18 protein-coding genes and 1 tRNA gene are annotated in these 17,123 nt (G+C 65.5%); 15 read left to right on the plus strand and 4 right to left on the minus strand.

The features are described 5' to 3' along the window. Nucleotides 1-80: 80 nt before the first annotated feature. Nucleotides 81-1,082, minus strand: a complete 1,002-nt coding sequence (locus OLSU_RS02720; protein ID WP_013251417.1) for a 2-hydroxyacid dehydrogenase — start codon at nt 1,080-1,082, stop codon at nt 81-83. A gap of 287 nt (nt 1,083-1,369) precedes the next feature. On the opposite strand from OLSU_RS02720, the gene rsgA reads away from it, so the two are divergent. The 13 genes from rsgA to OLSU_RS09610 all read left to right on the plus strand — a co-directional run bounded on the left by rsgA (nt 1,370) and on the right by OLSU_RS09610 (nt 12,725). Continuing rightward, on the plus strand, nt 1,370-2,629 hold the full coding sequence (gene rsgA / locus OLSU_RS02725) for a ribosome small subunit-dependent GTPase A (protein ID WP_013251418.1): 1,260 nt from the start codon (nt 1,370-1,372) through the stop codon (nt 2,627-2,629). 278 nt (nt 2,630-2,907) lie between these two features. After that, nucleotides 2,908-3,597, plus strand: a complete 690-nt coding sequence (locus OLSU_RS02730; protein WP_013251419.1) for an SAF domain-containing protein — start codon at nt 2,908-2,910, stop codon at nt 3,595-3,597. After that, nucleotides 3,594-4,979, plus strand: coding sequence for an AAA family ATPase (locus tag OLSU_RS09055; RefSeq protein ID WP_013251420.1), 1,386 nt, complete (start codon nt 3,594-3,596; stop codon nt 4,977-4,979). Before OLSU_RS02730 ends, OLSU_RS09055 begins: the two co-directional genes overlap by 4 nt. Further along, complete coding sequence (locus tag OLSU_RS02740; RefSeq protein WP_013251421.1) at nt 4,979-6,313, plus strand: CpaF family protein; 1,335 nt, start codon at nt 4,979-4,981, stop codon at nt 6,311-6,313. The genes OLSU_RS09055 and OLSU_RS02740 overlap by 1 nt, the downstream gene beginning before the upstream one ends. After that, on the plus strand, nt 6,277-7,215 hold the full coding sequence (locus OLSU_RS09060; protein ID WP_013251422.1) for a type II secretion system F family protein: 939 nt from the start codon (nt 6,277-6,279) through the stop codon (nt 7,213-7,215). The genes OLSU_RS02740 and OLSU_RS09060 overlap by 37 nt, the downstream gene beginning before the upstream one ends. Continuing rightward, the gene (locus OLSU_RS02750; RefSeq protein WP_013251423.1) at nt 7,215-7,856 is read left to right on the plus strand and encodes a type II secretion system F family protein; all 642 of its coding nucleotides are present in this window, start codon (nt 7,215-7,217) and stop codon (nt 7,854-7,856) included. Before OLSU_RS09060 ends, OLSU_RS02750 begins: the two co-directional genes overlap by 1 nt. A 64-nt stretch (nt 7,857-7,920) precedes the next feature. Next, nucleotides 7,921-8,088 (plus strand): class III signal peptide-containing protein, encoded by a 168-nt coding sequence (locus tag OLSU_RS09780; protein WP_236697218.1) that lies wholly within the window; start codon nt 7,921-7,923, stop codon nt 8,086-8,088. Between the two features lie 3 nt (nt 8,089-8,091). Then, nucleotides 8,092-8,565: a hypothetical protein gene (locus OLSU_RS09605; protein WP_156407857.1), complete on the plus strand. Its 474-nt coding sequence runs from the start codon at nt 8,092-8,094 to the stop codon at nt 8,563-8,565. Nucleotides 8,566-8,850: 285 nt separating this feature from the next. Then, entirely contained in the window at nt 8,851-9,285 is a 435-nt protein-coding gene (locus OLSU_RS02770; RefSeq protein ID WP_236697199.1) for a pilus assembly protein, read from the plus strand. Then, nucleotides 9,257-11,317: a hypothetical protein gene (locus tag OLSU_RS02775; RefSeq protein ID WP_013251427.1), complete on the plus strand. Its 2,061-nt coding sequence runs from the start codon at nt 9,257-9,259 to the stop codon at nt 11,315-11,317. Before OLSU_RS02770 ends, OLSU_RS02775 begins: the two co-directional genes overlap by 29 nt. Further along, complete coding sequence (locus OLSU_RS02780) at nt 11,314-11,802, plus strand: hypothetical protein (protein WP_013251428.1); 489 nt, start codon at nt 11,314-11,316, stop codon at nt 11,800-11,802. The genes OLSU_RS02775 and OLSU_RS02780 overlap by 4 nt, the downstream gene beginning before the upstream one ends. A gap of 58 nt (nt 11,803-11,860) precedes the next feature. Further along, a complete protein-coding gene (locus OLSU_RS09900; protein ID WP_407635726.1) occupies nt 11,861-12,181 on the plus strand; it encodes a DUF192 domain-containing protein in 321 nt (106 codons plus the stop codon). Then, nucleotides 12,162-12,725 (plus strand): FHA domain-containing protein, encoded by a 564-nt coding sequence (locus OLSU_RS09610; RefSeq protein ID WP_013251430.1) that lies wholly within the window; start codon nt 12,162-12,164, stop codon nt 12,723-12,725. The genes OLSU_RS09900 and OLSU_RS09610 overlap by 20 nt, the downstream gene beginning before the upstream one ends. Nucleotides 12,726-12,806: 81 nt before the next feature. Here the strand turns inward: OLSU_RS09610 and OLSU_RS02790 are convergent, their stop codons facing one another. Further along, nucleotides 12,807-13,322 carry a ferritin gene (locus OLSU_RS02790; RefSeq protein WP_013251431.1) on the minus strand — a complete coding sequence of 172 codons (516 nt, stop codon included), beginning with the start codon at nt 13,320-13,322 and terminating at the stop codon, nt 12,807-12,809. A 128-nt stretch (nt 13,323-13,450) separates the two neighbouring features. On the opposite strand from OLSU_RS02790, the gene OLSU_RS02795 reads away from it, so the two are divergent. Next, the gene (locus OLSU_RS02795; RefSeq protein WP_013251432.1) at nt 13,451-15,433 is read left to right on the plus strand and encodes a DUF2207 domain-containing protein; all 1,983 of its coding nucleotides are present in this window, start codon (nt 13,451-13,453) and stop codon (nt 15,431-15,433) included. A gap of 207 nt (nt 15,434-15,640) precedes the next feature. After that, nucleotides 15,641-15,716, plus strand: a tRNA-Phe gene (locus tag OLSU_RS02800). Between the two features lie 732 nt (nt 15,717-16,448). On the opposite strand, the gene OLSU_RS09615 is transcribed toward OLSU_RS02800, so the two are convergent. Together OLSU_RS09615 and OLSU_RS02810 are read right to left on the minus strand one after the other, a co-directional pair. Then, the gene (locus tag OLSU_RS09615; RefSeq protein ID WP_156407856.1) at nt 16,449-16,613 is read right to left on the minus strand and encodes a hypothetical protein; all 165 of its coding nucleotides are present in this window, start codon (nt 16,611-16,613) and stop codon (nt 16,449-16,451) included. 161 nt (nt 16,614-16,774) lie between these two features. Beyond that, the gene (locus OLSU_RS02810; RefSeq protein WP_013251436.1) at nt 16,775-17,077 is read right to left on the minus strand and encodes an acylphosphatase; all 303 of its coding nucleotides are present in this window, start codon (nt 17,075-17,077) and stop codon (nt 16,775-16,777) included. Nucleotides 17,078-17,123 lie beyond the last annotated feature (46 nt).

Below are 17,123 nucleotides of genomic sequence, written 5' to 3' on the forward strand. Positions count from 1 at the left end.
ACTCACACTTGCGTCTCCCGAGCGAACATGGCCGTTCGTGGAAACTTACTTGCGAATTATAGTCGTTGTGCACGTGCGGGTCAGCAGACGACGCTACGGTTGACGAAATCCTTCCCATTGGCATATGCCTCGGCGTTGTCTAGCGTGACACGAGCGATCTGACCCAGCGCCTCCCTTGTGAAGAATGCCTGGTGGGAGGTCATCACCACGTTGGGGAAGGAGCAGAGGCGTGCCGTGACGGAGTCGAAGACCTCGCCGGCACGGTCCTCGTAGACGTTGGGATTCTCCTCCTCGTAGACGTCGAGGCCGGCCGCCCCGATCTTGCCCGAGAGGATGCCGCGGATGAGGGCCTCGGTGTCCACCAGGCCGCCGCGTCCGGTGTTGACGAAGATCACGCCGTCCTTCATCTTGGCGATGCTCTCGTCGTTGATCATATGGTGGCTCTCGTCGTTCAGGAAGGCGTGGAGCGAGATGAAGTCTGCGTTGGCGTAGAGCTCGTCGTAGTCCACGTAGCGATCGACGACGCCCGTCGCCACGAGCTCCTGGTTGGGGTAGAGGTCCGAGCCCAGGACCGTCATGCCGAAGCCCTTGCAGATGCGGCAGAGCGCCGCCCCGATGCGTCCGGTGCCCACGATGCCGGCCGTCTTGCCGTGCAGCGTCTCGCCGACGAGGCCGGTCAGCGAGAAGTTGTTCTCGCGCACGCGGTTGTAGCCCTTGCAGATGCGTCGGTTGGCAGCGAGCGCGAGCGCCATGGCGTGCTCGGCGATGGCCTCGGGGGAGTAGGCGGGCACGCGGGTGACCCGCATGCCGACTTGCTTGGCGAAGTCGACGTTGACCGCGTCGAAGCCCGCGCAGCGCATGAGGACCAGCCCGACCCCAAGGCCGCGCAGGACCTCGAGCGTCATGGCGGAGACGTCGGCGTTCACGAAGGCGCAGACGGCCTCGTAGCCCTGGGCCAGCGTCGCGGTCAGCGGGGTGAGGTTCGTCTCGGTGAAGTCGACCTTGAGGTCAGGATAGTCGGCAAGTTCCTTCTCGAAGGATTCCCTGTCGTAGCTCTTGGTGCCAAAAACGAGGATCTTCATGCCTTCGTTCCTTTCGCCCGCGGCTTGCGCCTTATCCAACCTGCCGGATCACAACATTGATTTTACCGCAGCGGGCAGGTGGTGGGCGCGTCGGCGGCGCACCTTTGCTCAAACGGGCTCCATGAGATACGGTATCGGCGTATCGTGGGCGTGACGTGCGACCCGGCGGCAATGCTGTCGCGACGTTGCGGCAGGCGCACGACATGCTGCGGCAGGTGCGTGGCACACCGCGGCTGGCGTGCGGCAGAAAGGGACGCAGCCGGGCGAGAGAAACGGACGCAGCGCGAATGGCACGACGCACGCACAGATCTGGCACCCCCGGTGCCACCGCTTGCAGGACCTCTGCTCGCAGGGTGCCCGCGCACGGGGGTGGCGGGGTGCGTGAGGGTGGTACGGCTCGCAAGAACCTTGCACCCGAGACCCTGCCAACCCTGTCATCCCTTACGGAGCTTCCCGCGTTTGACGAGCTGATCGCCACAGATCGTCAGCTCTCAGCCTTCTCGCGCGAGCGCGAGCGACTGGAGTGCGCGGAGGGCGTGCCAGTCGGGGAGGTCGAGCTGGGCTGCGTGGTCCGTCTTGACCGCGGCTTCCCCGCCGTGGTTACCGCAGGCGGCCTCTACCGCGCCGAGTTCGCGGCCGCCCTCAGCAAGGGAGGCGCAAACTCGCGCGCGGCGGTGGGCGACTGGGTCTGCGCGCGACGTCCGGCGGGGCATGACATGGGCATCATCTGCGCGATCCTCCCTCGCGAGAGCGACATCTCGCGCTGGCGGGGCAAAAGTCGCGGCGAGCGCCAGACGCTTGCGGCAAACGTCGACATCGTGCTGGTGACGCAAGCGCTCGGCGCACGCGAGGTCTCCTGTGAGAGGGCAGTGCGCTCCGCCGTCGTGGCACGTGACTGCGGGGCAGACATTGCCGTGGTCCTGACGAAGGCGGACCGCACCGGAGACGACCTGCTCGCACATGATATTTCCCTGATCAGAGACGTTATCGGTCCTGGCGTTCGCATCGTCGTTACCTGTGCCGGCACACGAGGGGGGCACGACCCCTCCGGTCTCGAGGCCACTGCGCGGAACTGTGCCGTCGGTTGGGGCTCCGACGACCTCCTTGCCCTCGTCCCCACGGGTGTCGTGGGCATTGTCCTGGGCGAATCTGGAGCCGGAAAGTCCACGCTTCTGAACGCCCTCTTGGGACGCGAGTCCCTCGAGACGGGATCCGTCCGCGCCTCTGATGATGCGGGGCGCCACACGACGGTCGCGCGCAGGATGGTGTCGCTTCCCGGCGCAGGCGTGATCGTGGACGAGCCTGGCCTCAGGAGCCTTCCTCTGGTGGGGCACGAGCGGGGGCTGGCTCTCGTGTTTCCCGAGCTTGCGAGCGCTGCGGGTGACTGTCGCTTCAGGGACTGCACCCATACGCACGAGCCGGGTTGTGCCGTCCGGCGCCTGATCGGTGACGGACTCGTCCCCTCCGCACGCGCCGATGCATACCTTTCCCTTGCGGCCGAGATGCGCCTCTCGGCGCGGTCGCTCGATCCCGACGTCACGCTCTGACGAAATCACTCGAGCCCTCGGTGCCTGTCCTGCCAGTCATTCTTGTGGGGCATTCGCTCGGGTTGCTCGCGATGGCCGTGCGCGAGAGGTGCCATGCAAGGCGGCCTACGCGACAAACTCCCGTTTAGGGCCTGCTCCTTCCGGGCGTGTGACAGACGTGCGAGATATGCACGACACTGCGGCAGAGCAGAGTTCGAAAGACGCCGCCATGGACCCGTCTTGACGGGACAATTTTCCCACGGGCGATTGCTTTGGGAAGCCACCGTGGGGGTCCTCGCATGTCTTTCAAGTTCAGGATTGCATTCTCGCTGGCATGTGCGGCGCTCGCCGCGCTGCTCTGCGTGAACTACGCGGAGTCGGTGCGCGCGGAAGCCGAGCGAACGAGGGACGAGGCCATAGCGCGCTATGGCGGCGAGGTCGTGCGGCTGGTTGTGTCCAGGGGACCGCTCGAACCGGGGGACGTGGTCGACCAGGCGGACGTGTCGGAGCGCGACTGGGTCACGGATCTGGCCCCCTCCGATGCCCTCACGTCATTGGACGACGTGGTCGGCCGCGAGGTGACGGTCCCCGTTGCGGCCAATGCGCCGGTGACTGCGCTGGCCTTTCGCGACGTCGCCGCGATGGCGGACATTCCGGCCGGGCATGTGGCGCTGAGCATTCCTATCACAGACAAGCTGGGAGTCTCCAGAAGCATTGGCGTCGGGACGAGTGTCATCGGCTACGTGGTGGACGACAAGGGGTCAACCCCCATAGCCACAGACGCGACCGTGCTCGCAAGCCCCGGCGAGACATCCGGACTCGGTACGGGGGGCCAGCTGACGCTGGCGATACGCTCCGAGGACGTCGATGCCGTGCTTTCCGCGAGCGCTGCGGGGACGTTGCGCATCGTGGTGCCGGCGGACGATGTCGAGGGTCTGGACAGGTTACGGACGAGTGCTCCCCAGGAGATTGCGGAGGCCGAGCGATGACGGACATGTGGATGGGGTATGCGGCCCTGGCGCATAGGAGAGACCTTGCACGTGCCCTGAGGGAGATTGAACCCTTTGCGGCACTGGGCTTCGCGTCGGATGGAGGAGACCTCAGGCTGAGTCTGCTCGATGAGGAGCCAGGGACTGTCGGCGCGATCGTGGGCTTGACTGACAAGGGCGTGTCGGACGTCAACCTCGCAGCGGCCTTGGTTCGCGATGGACGTGCGGAGCGGGTCGTCCTCGTGGCGCGCGATGTCTCTGGATCCTTGCGCTCTCGTGCACGCCAGGCGGGGGTCGACCAGGTGATAGACCTTGCAGAACTGTCTCCCGCCTCCGGTGTGGCGCGGTCCCAGAAAGGTGCGGGGGGTCGCTTGGGCGAGGCGTCCACCGAGGCGGGAGGAGGAGGGCGGGACATGGTGCCGTCCGTGCGAACTGTCCCTGACGTGCCGCCCGTCCCGTCTGCGCCGGTCGACGACGCGGCCAAGCGGAACGTCCTGGCGGGGCAGGTCGCCCCAGACGCACAGGGTCCTTCCATGGATCTCGGTGGGGTGGGCGAGAGTTCGCCCGTGCTGTGCTTTGTCTCGGGCAGAGGCGGGGTAGGAAAGACCACGCTTGCCGCGACCTGTGCCTCCGTCGCCGGCCTTTGGGGCATGAGCTGCGCCCTGGTCGACCTCGATCTCTCGTGTGGCAACCTCTCGAGCTGCTTCAGCATGGTGAGGCCCATTGACCTGTCTCGGATCGGGGGACCGACTCCGCCCTCGTGCGAGGCGATGGGCCGTGCCTGCGTACGCTGCACGGACGGAGTCTTTCTCTGGGGGCCATGCGAGCGCCCCGAGATGGCCGAGACCGTGATGCCGCACGTGGGCAGGCTGCTGGGCTATCTGGCAAGCCGATATGACCTGGTCGTCGTGGACACCTCGACCACGTTCACGGATGCCGTCGCCCAGGCGGCGCAGCAGAGCGATCGTCTGTTCGTCGTGCACGACGGCGCCCGTGGGTCGGCCTCGTCCTTGGGTAGGACGAGTGCCCTGGCAGTCCGTCTGGGTGTGGCACGCACGCGCATAGCGCGCGTGGAGAACCTCTCTGAGCCGCGCTCCAAGTTCGATGCCGACCTCGCGCGAGCGGAGGCTGGGCTTGAGGGCGCCCGCGCCTTTCGGGTGTTCGATGGCGGGGAAGAGGTGTCGGAGCTCCTCTCGTGCGGCCATACCGCCGACCTCGTTGCCGGTGGAGGTCGCTACGTCGAGTCCGTGTCGTCGCTCCTCTCGACCGTGCTGGGCGAGCTTGGCTGCGTGCCGGACAAGGCCGCGCGTGCGCCTGCGGGCGAGGGGAAGGGCAAGAAGGGCAGGTTCTCTCTGTTCGGTCACCATAGGGAGGCAGTCTGATGTCGGTGCTGGAGCGGGTCCGTGCGGCCGAGGGCGAAGACGCGGTCGGTCATGTGGCACGACAGGATCGTCAACTCGTCGATCGACTCAAGAGAAGCCTCATAGAGCGTCTTGGCTTGGGCGCCATTGCGGGGATGGTCCAGTCGGAGGCGCCCGAGCGGACGCGCGAGGAGCTGGCGGTTACCTGCCGCGCCCTTCTGAACGGGTCCGACTTCGCCGGCGTCCTGAACGAGGACCGGGAACGCGTCATCTCGGAGACGCTGGACGACATCTGTGGCTATGGCCCCATACAACGCCTGCTGGATGATGACACGGTCTCGGAGATCATGGTCAACGGCACCGGGGGACTCTTCTATGAGCAGGACGGCAGGGTCCGTCCCGCCGAGACCGTCTTCGAGTCGTCCGATCAGATCATGACGGTGATCGACCGCATCCTGGCCCCCTTGGGCAGGAGGCTCGATCGCAGCAGTCCCATCGTGAACGCCCGCCTCGCCAACGGGGACCGTGTGAACGCCGTCTCGGACTCCGTGGCGATAAACGGTCCGATAGTGGACATCCGTAAGTTCTCCGATCGGATCACGTCGCTCGATCGGCTGGTCGAGGTAGGCTCGCTTCCCAGGTGGTATGCGCGGCTCCTCTCGTGGGCGGTGAGATCGCGACAGGACATTGCCGTGGCCGGTGGCACGGGCTCGGGCAAGACCACGCTCCTGAATGCCCTCTCCTGCGAGATCGACCTGTCCGAGCGCATCATCACCATCGAGGATTCTGCGGAGCTGCGCTTCTCGTCTCATCCCGACGTCGTGCGCCTGGAGGCACGTGACGCATCCATCGAGGGGTCAGGTGAGGTGACGATACGTGACCTGGTCAAGAACTCGCTGCGCATGCGGCCCGACCGGATCGTCGTGGGGGAGTGCCGTGGCGAGGAGACCATCGACATGCTCCAGGCCATGAACACGGGCCATGACGGGTCCCTGACGACGCTCCACGCGGGCACTGCGGGCGAGGCCATCCTCAGGCTCGTCCTGATGGCACGCTTTGGCATGGACCTGCCCGCCGACATCATAGAGGAACAGATCGCCTCGGCGCTCGACCTGCTGGTCATGTCCGAGCGCCTTCCGGACGGGTCGCGCTATGTGACCTCGCTCTCCGAAGTCAGACGGGCGGATTCCGGTGGCGTCGACCTCGTCGAATGCGTGAGCTTTGACAGGCCCTCCCGGACCTGGTCCCTGTTGAGGGAGCCCGACTTCCTCGATGTCGCGATGAGGCTCCGGACGATAGGCGGAAGGGAGGTGGAGCAATGGAGGGGCTCGTTACCTGCGCCGCCTGCGGCCTGACGGCCTTTCTCTCGGGCTTTGCCCTGCTCGGAAGGGTGGGTCCTACGCTGCGGGGTGGTGCTCGCGCCTTGGTTATGACGAGGCGGGCCACCAGGGTGCTGGATGCCTTGGGTGACACGGGGCTCGTACGATGGCTCGGCAGCCTTCCCTCGTGGCATGGGGTCGCCGGTGGGGTCAGCACGCTGCTGGCTGCCCATGCAGTCTCGCTGGACCTCCGCCAGGCGGTCTCGTTGCTCTGGGTCTCGACGGCAGCGCTTGCGCTGATCGCCATGGCGACCTCTCGCGTCTTGGTCCTGGGGCCGATCGCCATCGCGCTCTCCTTCGTGGCGATGCCCATCGCCTCCGCTGCTCTGGAGTCGAGGCGCCGGCGGGCAATAGAGCGGGAGATGCCGGCCGTGTTCAGGACGCTCGCTATGGCCATGGGGTCGGGCGAGACGCTCTCCCAGGCGGTCGATTACCTTGCGGCGCACGGCGGGGGCGAGGTGGCAAAGGCGTTCACGCGCACGTCCCTCAGGATGCATTGTGGCTACCCGGCGCGAGAGTCGCTCGACCTTCTCGCGCGCGAGCTCGATGCGCCGGGAGTCGGTCTGCTGGTCACCGCCCTGCTCATCTCCCAGAGGACGGGGAGTCCCCTGAGGTCGCTGTTCCGACGCTCGGCCCGTCTCGTGGAGCGTCAGGGGGAGTTCGAGCGCATGCTTGGCGTGAAGACGGCCCAGGTCCGCCTCTCGGTCCGTGTCGTCTCCGGCCTCCCCGTCATCATGATCGCCCTGCTCAGCCTCATCTCGAGCGACTTTCAGCGAGGCCTCTCCACCCCCGTAGGCGCGGCCTGCATCCTTGCCGCCGCGTTGATGGACGGTGCGGCAATCCTCATCATCCGTCGCCTCATGAGGGGGGTCGTCTGATGGACGCCGCGCTTGTCGCTTCCGTCGCAGGCATGGCCTCGGCCTCGTTTCTGGGGTCATTCGTCGTGGTGGGGACTGGTGGCTCGCGGTCGCACGAGAGGCTTTCGATGATGGCCGATGAGCTTGCCGGTCGCATCAGGGAGATTCCGGCCGTCCGCTCTCTGGAGTTGGCCGCACGATCGCGCGAGCTCCGCTCGTCGTGTCTGTCGGAGCTCCCTACGATGCTCGATGTCGTGAACCTCGGGCTGTCTGCCGGCCTCTCCTTCGATGCCTCCCTCGAACTGTACTGTGACAACTACGAGACGGAGCTGTCGAGCGAGTTTGGCGGTGCCCTGCTCTCCTGGCGTGTAGGGGCCGTCGGCCGAGGCGATGCCCTGCTCGGCCTTGCGGAGCGACTGGATCTGGCGGCGCTGAGGACCTTCTCCACGTCGGTTGTCCAGGCGCTGGAGTTTGGTTCTCCACTTGCGGAGGTGCTCGAGCGCCAGTCGGAGGTGATCCGCGAGGAGCAACGCTCGCAGGTCGAGGAGGAGATAGAGAAGGTTCCGGTCAGGATGCTCATCCCCCTGGGGACGCTCATCGTTCCCGCCATGTTGGTTGCCATACTCGGGCCTTTGGTCAGTGGGTCTGCGGCAATCGGATAGCCGGGATGTCCCGGTGGAGAAGGAGGAAGGTATGGGGTGCATGCAAAGGACTCTCTGGGCACTTATGTGGTGTCGAGGGGGCGGGGCCCGCGCGCGTCGCGGACAGGGCACCACCGAGTACGCAATCCTCGTGGGCGTACTGGTCGTGATAGCCATCCTGTCAATCATCACATTCCGCGGCAAGGTCCAAGAACTCTGGAATGCCATCGCCAGCGGAATCGGTTCCTTGTAAGGGATGGCTGTACGTCGACATCGCTTCCAGAACAGGATGCTCCCACTCGCCAGCATCCTCGTCCTGGCTGTCCTTGCGGCTGTGGTCCTGCTTCGGGGCCAGGGTCACGCGTATCGCGGGGACCTGTCCGAAACGACGGTCTCGGCCACCGAGGGGGAGGATCCGACTGGCGGGGAGTCGGATAGCGCCGGAGCATCCTCTAGTGCGGAGACGTCGCAGTATCTGCCGGGCGTCGACTTGGAAGGAGGTGCCCGGTCGGTGCTCCAGGGCTACATGGACAGCAAGGACTGTGCACTGGCGCGCCATGGCTATCTGGATCTTGGTGGCAGGGTGTGGAGTTGCGTGGTACAGGGGGATGGCTGGTCGGAGGTGTGCCTCGTCGTGGAGCGTGAGGGCGGCTGCAGTGTCAGGAGGGTTCGCTTTGACGGCAGGGCCTGGTGCGCCGAGCTGGGCGCGATGGGGGTGGAAAGGAAGTGAGGCATGGCAAGCGCGACAGGTGGCCCAGGGTCCGGCCCCTCGCGGTGGGGCGGTGCGGGCGAGGCCAGTCGACGGTGGAATACGCATTGGTGCTCGTGGCGTTTCTCGCTTCGTTGCTTGCGCTTGCGGCCGTGTGGCGCGCCTGGGCTGACGTGACGCTCCTTTCCACTGCCGTCGACTCCTCGTCACACCTGCTGTCTCCGGGGCTCGAGGGCGCACTTCAAGACATCCTTCTGTATTAGGGCGCGGGGGGACGCCGGGGGATGGGAGGAGGGCCAGGCAAGCGTGGAGGCCGCCGTGCTCCTCCCCACCCTCATGCTGCTCCTTGCCCTGCTCCTCGAACCCGCCTGCATGGGGTACACGCGATGCGTCATGTGCTCGGCGGCCTCCGAGGCGGTCCGGGTGGCGGGAACGGACTACGACGGTGACTTCGATGACTGCAGGAGCTTTGTCCTGAGGAGGCTCAGGGCCGTGCCGGAAGTCCCCCTCTTTCACGTGGGGGGACAGCGGGACTGGACGGTCGACATCTCCGGGGGAGACGGAAAGGCCCAGGTCAGGATTTCCGGGCACGTGCGGCCGCTTCCCCTTGTGGGATGTCTGGCAGCAGCCTTCGGGGAAAGCGACGCACAGGGCGTGGTGCTGCGTGCAGAGGCAAGTGGGGAGACGAGGCCCTCATGGGTGGGAGGCACATATGAGACGTGGCAGGAAGTGTGGGCGTGAGGATGGGCCCATCGATATCGTGCGGCTTGGCATCGGCATGTTCGTGCGTCGCGACGGCTATACGACGGTCGCCGTCGCCGTCGCCCTGCTCGTGAGCCTCTCCCTCGTACTTGCAACCGCGTCGGTGCAGTGGGGCGCCTCCCGTGCAGCCGACATTCAGGAGGTTGCGGATGCTGCCGCCCTGTCGGGGTCAAACTGCGTGGCGGCCTTCTCGACCATCGCACAGGTGCTCGACGCCTGCGTGCTGAGCATGGGGCTCCTCGGCGTGATCGTCTATGGTGCGGGCATGGTGGCAGCGGCCATACCCATCCTGCAGGAGAGCGCTCCGGCGATACTCGAGGCGGGGGAGAAGATACTCGATGCCCGCCGAGGCTTCGCCCGCTCGGCAGCTGAGGGCATACGCAGGCTTGAGGGTGCCCTGCCCGCCCTCATCGCCGCCAACTCGGCCTCGTGCGTGCAGGCCAACTCGCAGGGGCCTGTCGCATACGCCGGTCTCGCCGTGCCGTATCCCACGGAGTCTCAAAGCGACTTCTCGAGCCTGGAGGCGGATGTCGACGACAGCGAGATGAAGGAGGCGGCCGAGGAGCTGCGCAGCGCGTCAGCCGAGAAGGAGGAGGCGGACCGCCGTGCCAACGAGGCGAGGGAGAGGGCCTGGCGAGCAGACTGTGTGGATGACCCCATGTGCATGAGAAGTCGGGCCGAGAGCCTTGCGGGATTGTCTGGCCCGAGCAATCCCGACTACCCTGACGTCCGCACCTGGAAGTTCGACTACGCCCGCATACGGGCGGTCAACTACTACCGAACGCGCACCCAAAGCGAGCATCCGTCCTCGGGTTCCGCGGAAGATGTCCAGCGTTCTGCCGCTCGCAGGGAGTTCTATCGCTATGCGGCGAAGACCCTCTCCCAGGCAACGTGTGTGGAAGAGGGGGACAGCGTCGTCCTCGACCTGCCAGAGCTGCCGCATACGACCGACATGGTCAAGGCGACGACGCTCTATACGGACCCCATCTGGCCCTGCACGGCCGAGGATGGGGTGCGGACCCTGCATTGTTCGCTCGACTGCCCCGGCGCGACGGGGACTGGAGACGGGAATGCCTCGTTGGCAGACATCGATGCGGGGGTCGTGGCACGCTGCGGGACCTGTCGCATGGACGTTGCGGCCATGGGCAATGTCGCCGACGCGTCGACGAACATCAACAACGGCTTCGAGCATTACTGGCGGATCGTGTCGGAGGCGTCCAAAGACTACCAGAAGGCGGTCGAGGACGGGAAGGAGGCCGAGCAAAGGATGCAGGAGGCAGCCGAGAAGAGCGAGAGTGCCTTCCAGAGGGCGATGGATGCGCTCGCGGTCGACCGTCCCAAGCTCTGCCCTCCCGGGGCGTACGGATGCATAGCGTTTGTCATGAGGGGGTCAGAGGAGGAGCTTCCTGGTCGGTTGACGGGGGCCTTCCTGTCGGGGGCATCTCTGCCCGCCGGCGCCGCCATATCTGCGGCGACCCTGGCACCAGATGACGGCACGGACGGGCACAACGCCCTCTCCAGCGTGTTCGACGGCCTCAAGTCGGATGATCGGTCGATCATGTCGGGACTTGTCGATGGCGTGGCTGATCTCTGGGGGAGTCTTCTGGTGGGCTATGGGAGCGCATACGAGGGGGTGGCATCGGCGGCCAGCGACTTTCTGGATGGCGTCGGCAGCGTGTTGGGCCAGAGGGTGGCCTCGTGGCTCAAGGGGAAGATCGCGAAAGCAGTGGAAAGCGCCGGTCTGGAACCCGCTGACATGCGCATGAGAAAGCCCGTCCTCGTTAACTCCCAGAAGGTACTCGACAAGGCGGGGGCGTCGCAGGTGGCGCAAGTGCGAACGTTCGTCGAATCCCTCCACGAGGGCGGCGCGTCGATAGAGCGGTCGTGTATCGACGAGGTCCTGCGGCAGCTGGGTGGGGTCAGGTTCACCATCGCCGAGATTCCCATCCCCGGTGGCTGGGGATCCGTCCCCCTCACCATCGACCTCTCGACATTGGGGGTGGGGGCATGACGTGCCGGCCGTCCTCCCACATCGCCTTGCGCTCCCAATCGGGGCAGATGACCGTGGAGCTTGCGACCCTCATCCCCGTGATCGTCGTCGTGGCGCTGATCGGCTATAACGTCGTGCGCTTTGCCCAGGCCTGCGCCCTGTTCGACCGGGCGGCGCGGGAGGCGGTGGTGTCCTTTGGGGTCTCCCCTCCAGGCGAGCAGAGCAGTGCCAATGCGGCGCAGGAGGTACGTGGTGCCATCAGGACAAACCTGGCTTCGGACAGCTGCGAGGTGGAGGTCAGCTCCCAGCTGGTGAGGGGCGAGACGGGCGGTGACGGCCGGACGTTTGCCGTCTCTCCGCTCCTGACCACGTACACCTGCGTGCTACGGTACCGGCCTTGGCCCTTGTCCCTCTCCATCGGGGGCGTGGAGGGCGGGGTCCCTGCGTATCTCACGCACGAACGCACCCTGACGGTGGACCGGTTCAGGCCTGGGGTGGTGGTGTGACGTGCCGACCCTCACATTTGTCGATGCCGAGACCAGCTGGTGCTATGGCAGGTTCCGTGTGGCGCGGACTTGGATCGAACGCCTTGTGGGACTCTTGGGGACCTGCGCGGACGCGCGGCCCCTTCTGCTCCGGCACTGCTCGTCCGTACATTGCCTTGGCATGCGCTACGCGATCGACGTGGCATTTCTGGATGCAAGCGGGAGGGTGGTCTGCGTGGCTTCGGGCGTCTGTCCTGGGAGTCTCCTGAACGGGTCGGGTGCCGAGGTCGTCCTGGAGAGGCCCGCATCGAGGGAACCCTGGCCCCCCATGGGCAGACGGCTCGTGACCTTGGAGGATTCGACTACGTTGGGGAGACATGATGGAAGCGACGATATCTGACGAGGGCGGACCAACCAAGACGAAGGTCTGTCCGCGCTGTGGCGAGGAGCTGTTCGCGGACATGAACGTCTGCTACGGCTGCCTCTACGACTTCACGCATGCGCATGCCGAGGACATGGGCGAGCTGTTCGGGTTAGACGAGCCCGATGACCTCGACCTGCCCTGGGATGCCGGCATGCCACCCATGGACCTGGAGCTTTCGGCGGACGAGACGATGCCCCTCTGTTCCGAGCTGTCCCTGGCTTGCAGGGCGACGGTCCCGAGCCTGTGGATCAGGGGCGGGGACATGGACGTGACGATTCCCTTGGGTGAGGGGGTGTCGGTTGGTCGCATGCCAACCAACGACGTGGTGCTGCATTCTGGGTCGGTGTCGCGCCGTCACGTGGTGTTCGAGCCAGACGGGGAAGGGGCGACCGTTGCGGACCAAGGCGCGACGAACCCCGCGATGCTGCACGGACGTCCCGTCGCGGGGCCGACATCCCTTTCGCAGGGGGAGACGGTCTGCGTGTGTGGGACGATGTTCACGTTGGTGGGCTGCAAATAGAGGGGCACCGCACCCTTACCTGGTGCGGTGCCCCGATGCCCCCGGTGGCCATGGCCACCGGGGGCAGCCAGCCAGAAGACCCTACATCGCCATGGTCGGTGCGGCGAAGGTGCGGGCCTGGTACTCGCGGTCGAGGTCGTAGAGGCCCTTGGGGTCGCTGCCAAAGAGCTCCATGTTGGTGATCATGTCCCTGGAGTTTGTCTCCTCCTCGCCCTGCTCCTGGACGAACCAGTCGAGCAGCTTCATGGTGCGCAGGTCAAGGGCCTCGTGCGCCACGTGGTAGCACTCGTCGATGCTCTTGGTGATGTATTGCTCGTGCTCAAGCGCGGCAGTCAGGGGCTCCATGTCGTTGGCGAAGGTCAGCGTGGGCTGCTCTATGGCTTCCATCCGGGGAAGGACGCCGTTGTCCAGCAGGTAGCGACGCAGGATCTTGGCGTGCGCAACCTCCTCCTGGACCTGGATCATGTACCAGTTCGCAAAACCCTTGAGCCCACGGTCGTCGTAGTAGTCAGCAAAGGTGAGGTAGAGGTAGGCGGAATAGAGCTCCTTGTTGATCTGGTCGTTCAACTTCTCAGAGACGCGTTCGTCGAGTGCCATGTTCGATCCCTTCTCGGTCGGGTGCTCCTCCCATGGGGGCGGAAGGCTTTACGATGCCTGCTATACCCAACCCTTTGGTATATTTGCGCCAGGCAAAGGCACTCTACACATTCGGAACGGGAGCTGCTATGACTCCAATGACTTCTGCGAGAGGGGCGCATGGCGCGAGGTCCGCCCTCGCTTTCCTCTGCGCGCTCGTCCTTGCGCTCATCCTCGTGCCGGGGGTTGCCCTGGCGGATGGCGAGTACTCGATCGACCGTGTGGACATCGACGCGACGGTGTCGACAGACGGTTCCGTGACGGTCAACGAGATGCGCGAGTTCGACTTCGACGGGGTGTTTCACGGTGTCTACTGGAAGATTCCAACTGGGACGCACGAGGGGCGCAGCATAACGACCTCCATCGGTGCCGTGGGAATCCTCCAGAATGGCAAGTTCGTGCCGTTCACGGAGTCCTACAGCGGCGAGGACGGGACCTACCAGATCAGCGAATACACGGGTTACACCCAGGTGAAGCTCTACTCCGCCCACACCGACGAGAAGGCGCAGTTCGTGATCAACTACACTGACACGAACCTTGCCGCCCGCTACCGGGACACCTCCGAGCTGTATTGGAAGTTCGTCTCCGATGGGTGGGACGTGGAGTCCCAGAACGTCACCTGCACGGTACACCTCCCCGTCCCCGAGGGGGCCTCGGTGGTAGGTGGGGACAACGTGCGCGCCTGGGGGCATGGGCCGCTCGACGCCTCCCTGGGCTTTAGCGGCAACGACGTCGTCTACGCCGTGCCGGGTGTGGGCACATCCGAGTACGCCGAGGCGCGGATCACCTTCCCCTCCGAATGGCTCCCCGGTGCCACACAGATCGACAAGAGTCGCCTCGACTCCATCATGAGCCAGGAACAGCAGTGGGCTGACCAGGCGAATGCCAAGCGCGAGCAGGCGCGCGTCCTCAACGGGGGCATTGCGGTCGCAGGCATTGCCCTTGCGGTCGCATCCGTCGTGGTTGCCGTGGCACGCAAGCGCAGGTATCGGCGGGAGCACAAACCCCAGTTCGACGACAAGTACTTCCGCGACGTCCCCTCGGACGACCATCCCGCCGTGCTCGGGGCCCTTCTCAACGAAGGCAAGCCCACGAGCGAGTGCATGACCGCGGCGCTCATGCAGCTCACGGATAACGGCTACGCAAAGCTGGAAGTCGTCAAGCGGACCGAGCGCGGCTTCCTGGGCTCCGAGAAGGAGGCCCAGGACTTCCTTCTCACGCGCAAGCAGGGCAACAGCCGCGCGGACAAGCAGGGCGAGTCTTCCCGAAAGGTGGACAAGTGGACCGCTGACTTCCTGTTCCGTGAGATGTCCCGCCTGAGCAAGCGCGTGTGCGAGGAAGGCGGCAGCGAGGACGAGCTGTACTTCGGCGAGATCGAGGACATAGCGAGGGAGCATCCCAAGCGTTATGAGAGGGCGCTTGAAAGCTGGAACACCTCCGTGCAGTCGCTGACCACGAGTCGCGGCTTCTTCAGGGACGAGCACGGTAGCGGGTCGGGCCTGCTCCATGTCCTGGGAACGCTCGACTTCCTGGCAGCAACCCTGCTCGTCATGGGCATAGTGGTCGGAATGCTCGTCTGGTGGATTGCGCTGGCCACCGCCGCCGTCCTCATCCTTGTCGCCCTGGTGCTCTTTGGTGTGGCGAATGGGCTGGACGAGCTCTCGCCCGAGGCGATCGAGCTCAGAGCGAAGCTGGAGGCGCTCCGGCGCTGGCTCAAGGATTTCACACGCCTGGGGGAGGCGGTTCCGACTGACGTCGTCCTCTGGAACAGGTTGCTGGTCATGGCCGTCGTGCTGGGCGTTGCCGACGAGGTCATCGAACAGCTCAAGGTCGCGGCGCCGCAGGTCCTCGAGGACCCCTACGTCAGGCCCGTCTATGGCTGGTACTACTACGGTGGGCCCCGCTCGTCCGCCCCGTTGCATAGCTTCACGGACAACGTCAGCACCGCACATAGGGTGAGCACGGCGGCCCTGGCCGCATCCTCGTCCAGCTCCGGTAGCGGCGGCGGAGGAGGTTTCTCCGGTGGCGGTGGCGGCGGCTTCGGCGGTGGCGGTGGCGGAGGCGCGTTCTGATGCGTGCTGCCATTCCCACCTTGGATGCCATTGGCCTCAGGGAGGAGCCCTCTTTCGCCAGACTTGCGGTCAGACTTCCTGCGTGACGCCCGTGGGGGTGCGAGAGGCCCTTCTTACGATTGCGAAAATCTTCCTGCGATTGCGGAAGTTCGTTGACGCCGGGAGATTCTCTGGTATCCTAGACAAGCTCGAAGTGGCGAGCGCATCGGCTGGGTAGCTCAGTTGGTAGAGCAGGGGACTGAAAATCCCCGTGTCAGGGGTTCGATTCCCTTCCCCGCCACCATAAGAAAGGCCCGCCTACCTGTGAAAAGGGTAGGCGGGCTTCTTTCTTGCTTGTGCTGTGCCACCACACGCGCCACCACAACGGCAGAATCGCGTCCCGTTGAACGCTCCGGGGAGGGCATCTCGCGGGGCGCGGCGTCCCAGGGAAAGGCAGCGTGTCGACAATCGCGCATAATCCTCCGCTCTCGCCAACAATGCAAATCGCGCCTAAGCCCACGGTCTGAGGTGCCAGGCCTATGTAACCCCTTGTGTGGCTGCCGGACGGGTCCTCTAGCCGACTGAGCTGAGATACCTCCTCAGGGCGTCGCGGTATATGTCGGCGCGGCTGACCCTGCGCCCTTTGGCGATGCGCTTCACCTCCTGTACGTCCGTCCTTGGCGGAATCATACACATAGGCAAGCTCAAGCAGCCTGCTCCTCTCGTCAGATCCCACTGAAAGCCATTCGCCGTCGTCCCTCTGGTGGTAGCAGACCATACCGCGCGTCGCGGCCACCACGTCGCCGTCCGATATCTCGGGATGCCTCGCATGGATGCGGGGGTGAACGTCTATGGCGCTCATGGGCGTGCCAGCCCGAGAGCGCCCGTTATAGCCGGGCCGCACGCCTGCCCGACGAGCGCCAACGTGTTCCCTATGCCGATCAGGCCATCGGATGCGGTGATGAGGAACGAACCTCTGTTCATGTCTGTGCCCTTCGCCGCAACTTGCTGGTTTCCCTGCCCTCGGAAATTACCGCTATCCCCGCGTCCCGCCGCGCCTGAGGGGCACCACGGGGGCGGACGCGTGCTCTCTGAGCGCCCTCTCAACGGCTCCCATGGCTGACTCCTTGCCCCTCTCCCTCGCCGTCGTGTAGATGTTGAGCGTCGTGCTCACCGTGGAGTGCCCGAGGGTACCCGACACCCCCGCTATGTCCTCGCCAGCCGCCCAGAGGACCACGAGAGAGGAAGCCGACGGGTGCCCCCACATCCAGCCCATGGAGCATTGCCAGGGCCTAGCCGTTGAGTGCCAAGACGTTGTCTGCACCGTCGATGTGCGACACCGGCGGTAGGCCGGCGCACCCCCTAATAGAAGCGGACGGAGAAGGAGCGCTCCCGGGGGTTGACGGCAAGCTCCTGGCGCGCGTCTATCGTGTAGCTGATGGGGTAGCGGCGATAGGCCGCCGAGAAGTCACCGAAGAAGGCCGCGATCTGCTCGTCGGTGCCCTGGATTTCCATCTGGACCGACCCGTCGGACTCGTTGCGTACCCATCCGGTCACACCGGTGCCCTCCGCCACGCGCCGCGAGGTCCAGCGAAAGCCAACTCCCTGGACCTCCCCCACGAAGCGAAGGCCGATCCGCCGGAGCCCCCCGTCTGTCTCGGACATCGGTGCCTCCCTACCTTCCATCCTCGTCTCCCGCCGTAGTTTGCCG

Origin of the sequence: Olsenella uli DSM 7084 (assembly GCF_000143845.1) — a bacterium.
In the GTDB taxonomy this organism is placed as follows: domain Bacteria; phylum Actinomycetota; class Coriobacteriia; order Coriobacteriales; family Atopobiaceae; genus Olsenella; species Olsenella uli.

Coding starts and splice junctions, on each gene's coding strand:
- OLSU_RS09060 (WP_013251422.1), top strand. CDS start 6,277: ATGGAGGGGCTCGTTACCTGCGCCGCCTGCGGCCTGACGGCCTTTCTC.
- OLSU_RS02780 (WP_013251428.1), top strand. CDS start 11,314: ATGACGTGCCGGCCGTCCTCCCACATCGCCTTGCGCTCCCAATCGGGG.
- OLSU_RS02730 (WP_013251419.1), top strand. CDS start 2,908: ATGTCTTTCAAGTTCAGGATTGCATTCTCGCTGGCATGTGCGGCGCTC.
- OLSU_RS09055 (WP_013251420.1), top strand. CDS start 3,594: ATGACGGACATGTGGATGGGGTATGCGGCCCTGGCGCATAGGAGAGAC.
- OLSU_RS02740 (WP_013251421.1), top strand. CDS start 4,979: ATGTCGGTGCTGGAGCGGGTCCGTGCGGCCGAGGGCGAAGACGCGGTC.
- OLSU_RS09610 (WP_013251430.1), top strand. CDS start 12,162: ATGGAAGCGACGATATCTGACGAGGGCGGACCAACCAAGACGAAGGTC.
- OLSU_RS09605 (WP_156407857.1), top strand. CDS start 8,092: ATGGCTGTACGTCGACATCGCTTCCAGAACAGGATGCTCCCACTCGCC.
- OLSU_RS02790 (WP_013251431.1), bottom strand. CDS start 13,322: ATGGCACTCGACGAACGCGTCTCTGAGAAGTTGAACGACCAGATCAAC.
- OLSU_RS02795 (WP_013251432.1), top strand. CDS start 13,451: ATGACTCCAATGACTTCTGCGAGAGGGGCGCATGGCGCGAGGTCCGCC.
- OLSU_RS02810 (WP_013251436.1), bottom strand. CDS start 17,077: ATGTCCGAGACAGACGGGGGGCTCCGGCGGATCGGCCTTCGCTTCGTG.
- OLSU_RS02720 (WP_013251417.1), bottom strand. CDS start 1,082: ATGAAGATCCTCGTTTTTGGCACCAAGAGCTACGACAGGGAATCCTTC.
- OLSU_RS02750 (WP_013251423.1), top strand. CDS start 7,215: ATGGACGCCGCGCTTGTCGCTTCCGTCGCAGGCATGGCCTCGGCCTCG.
- OLSU_RS02775 (WP_013251427.1), top strand. CDS start 9,257: ATGAGACGTGGCAGGAAGTGTGGGCGTGAGGATGGGCCCATCGATATC.
- OLSU_RS09780 (WP_236697218.1), top strand. CDS start 7,921: ATGTGGTGTCGAGGGGGCGGGGCCCGCGCGCGTCGCGGACAGGGCACC.
- rsgA (WP_013251418.1), top strand. CDS start 1,370: ATGGCACGACGCACGCACAGATCTGGCACCCCCGGTGCCACCGCTTGC.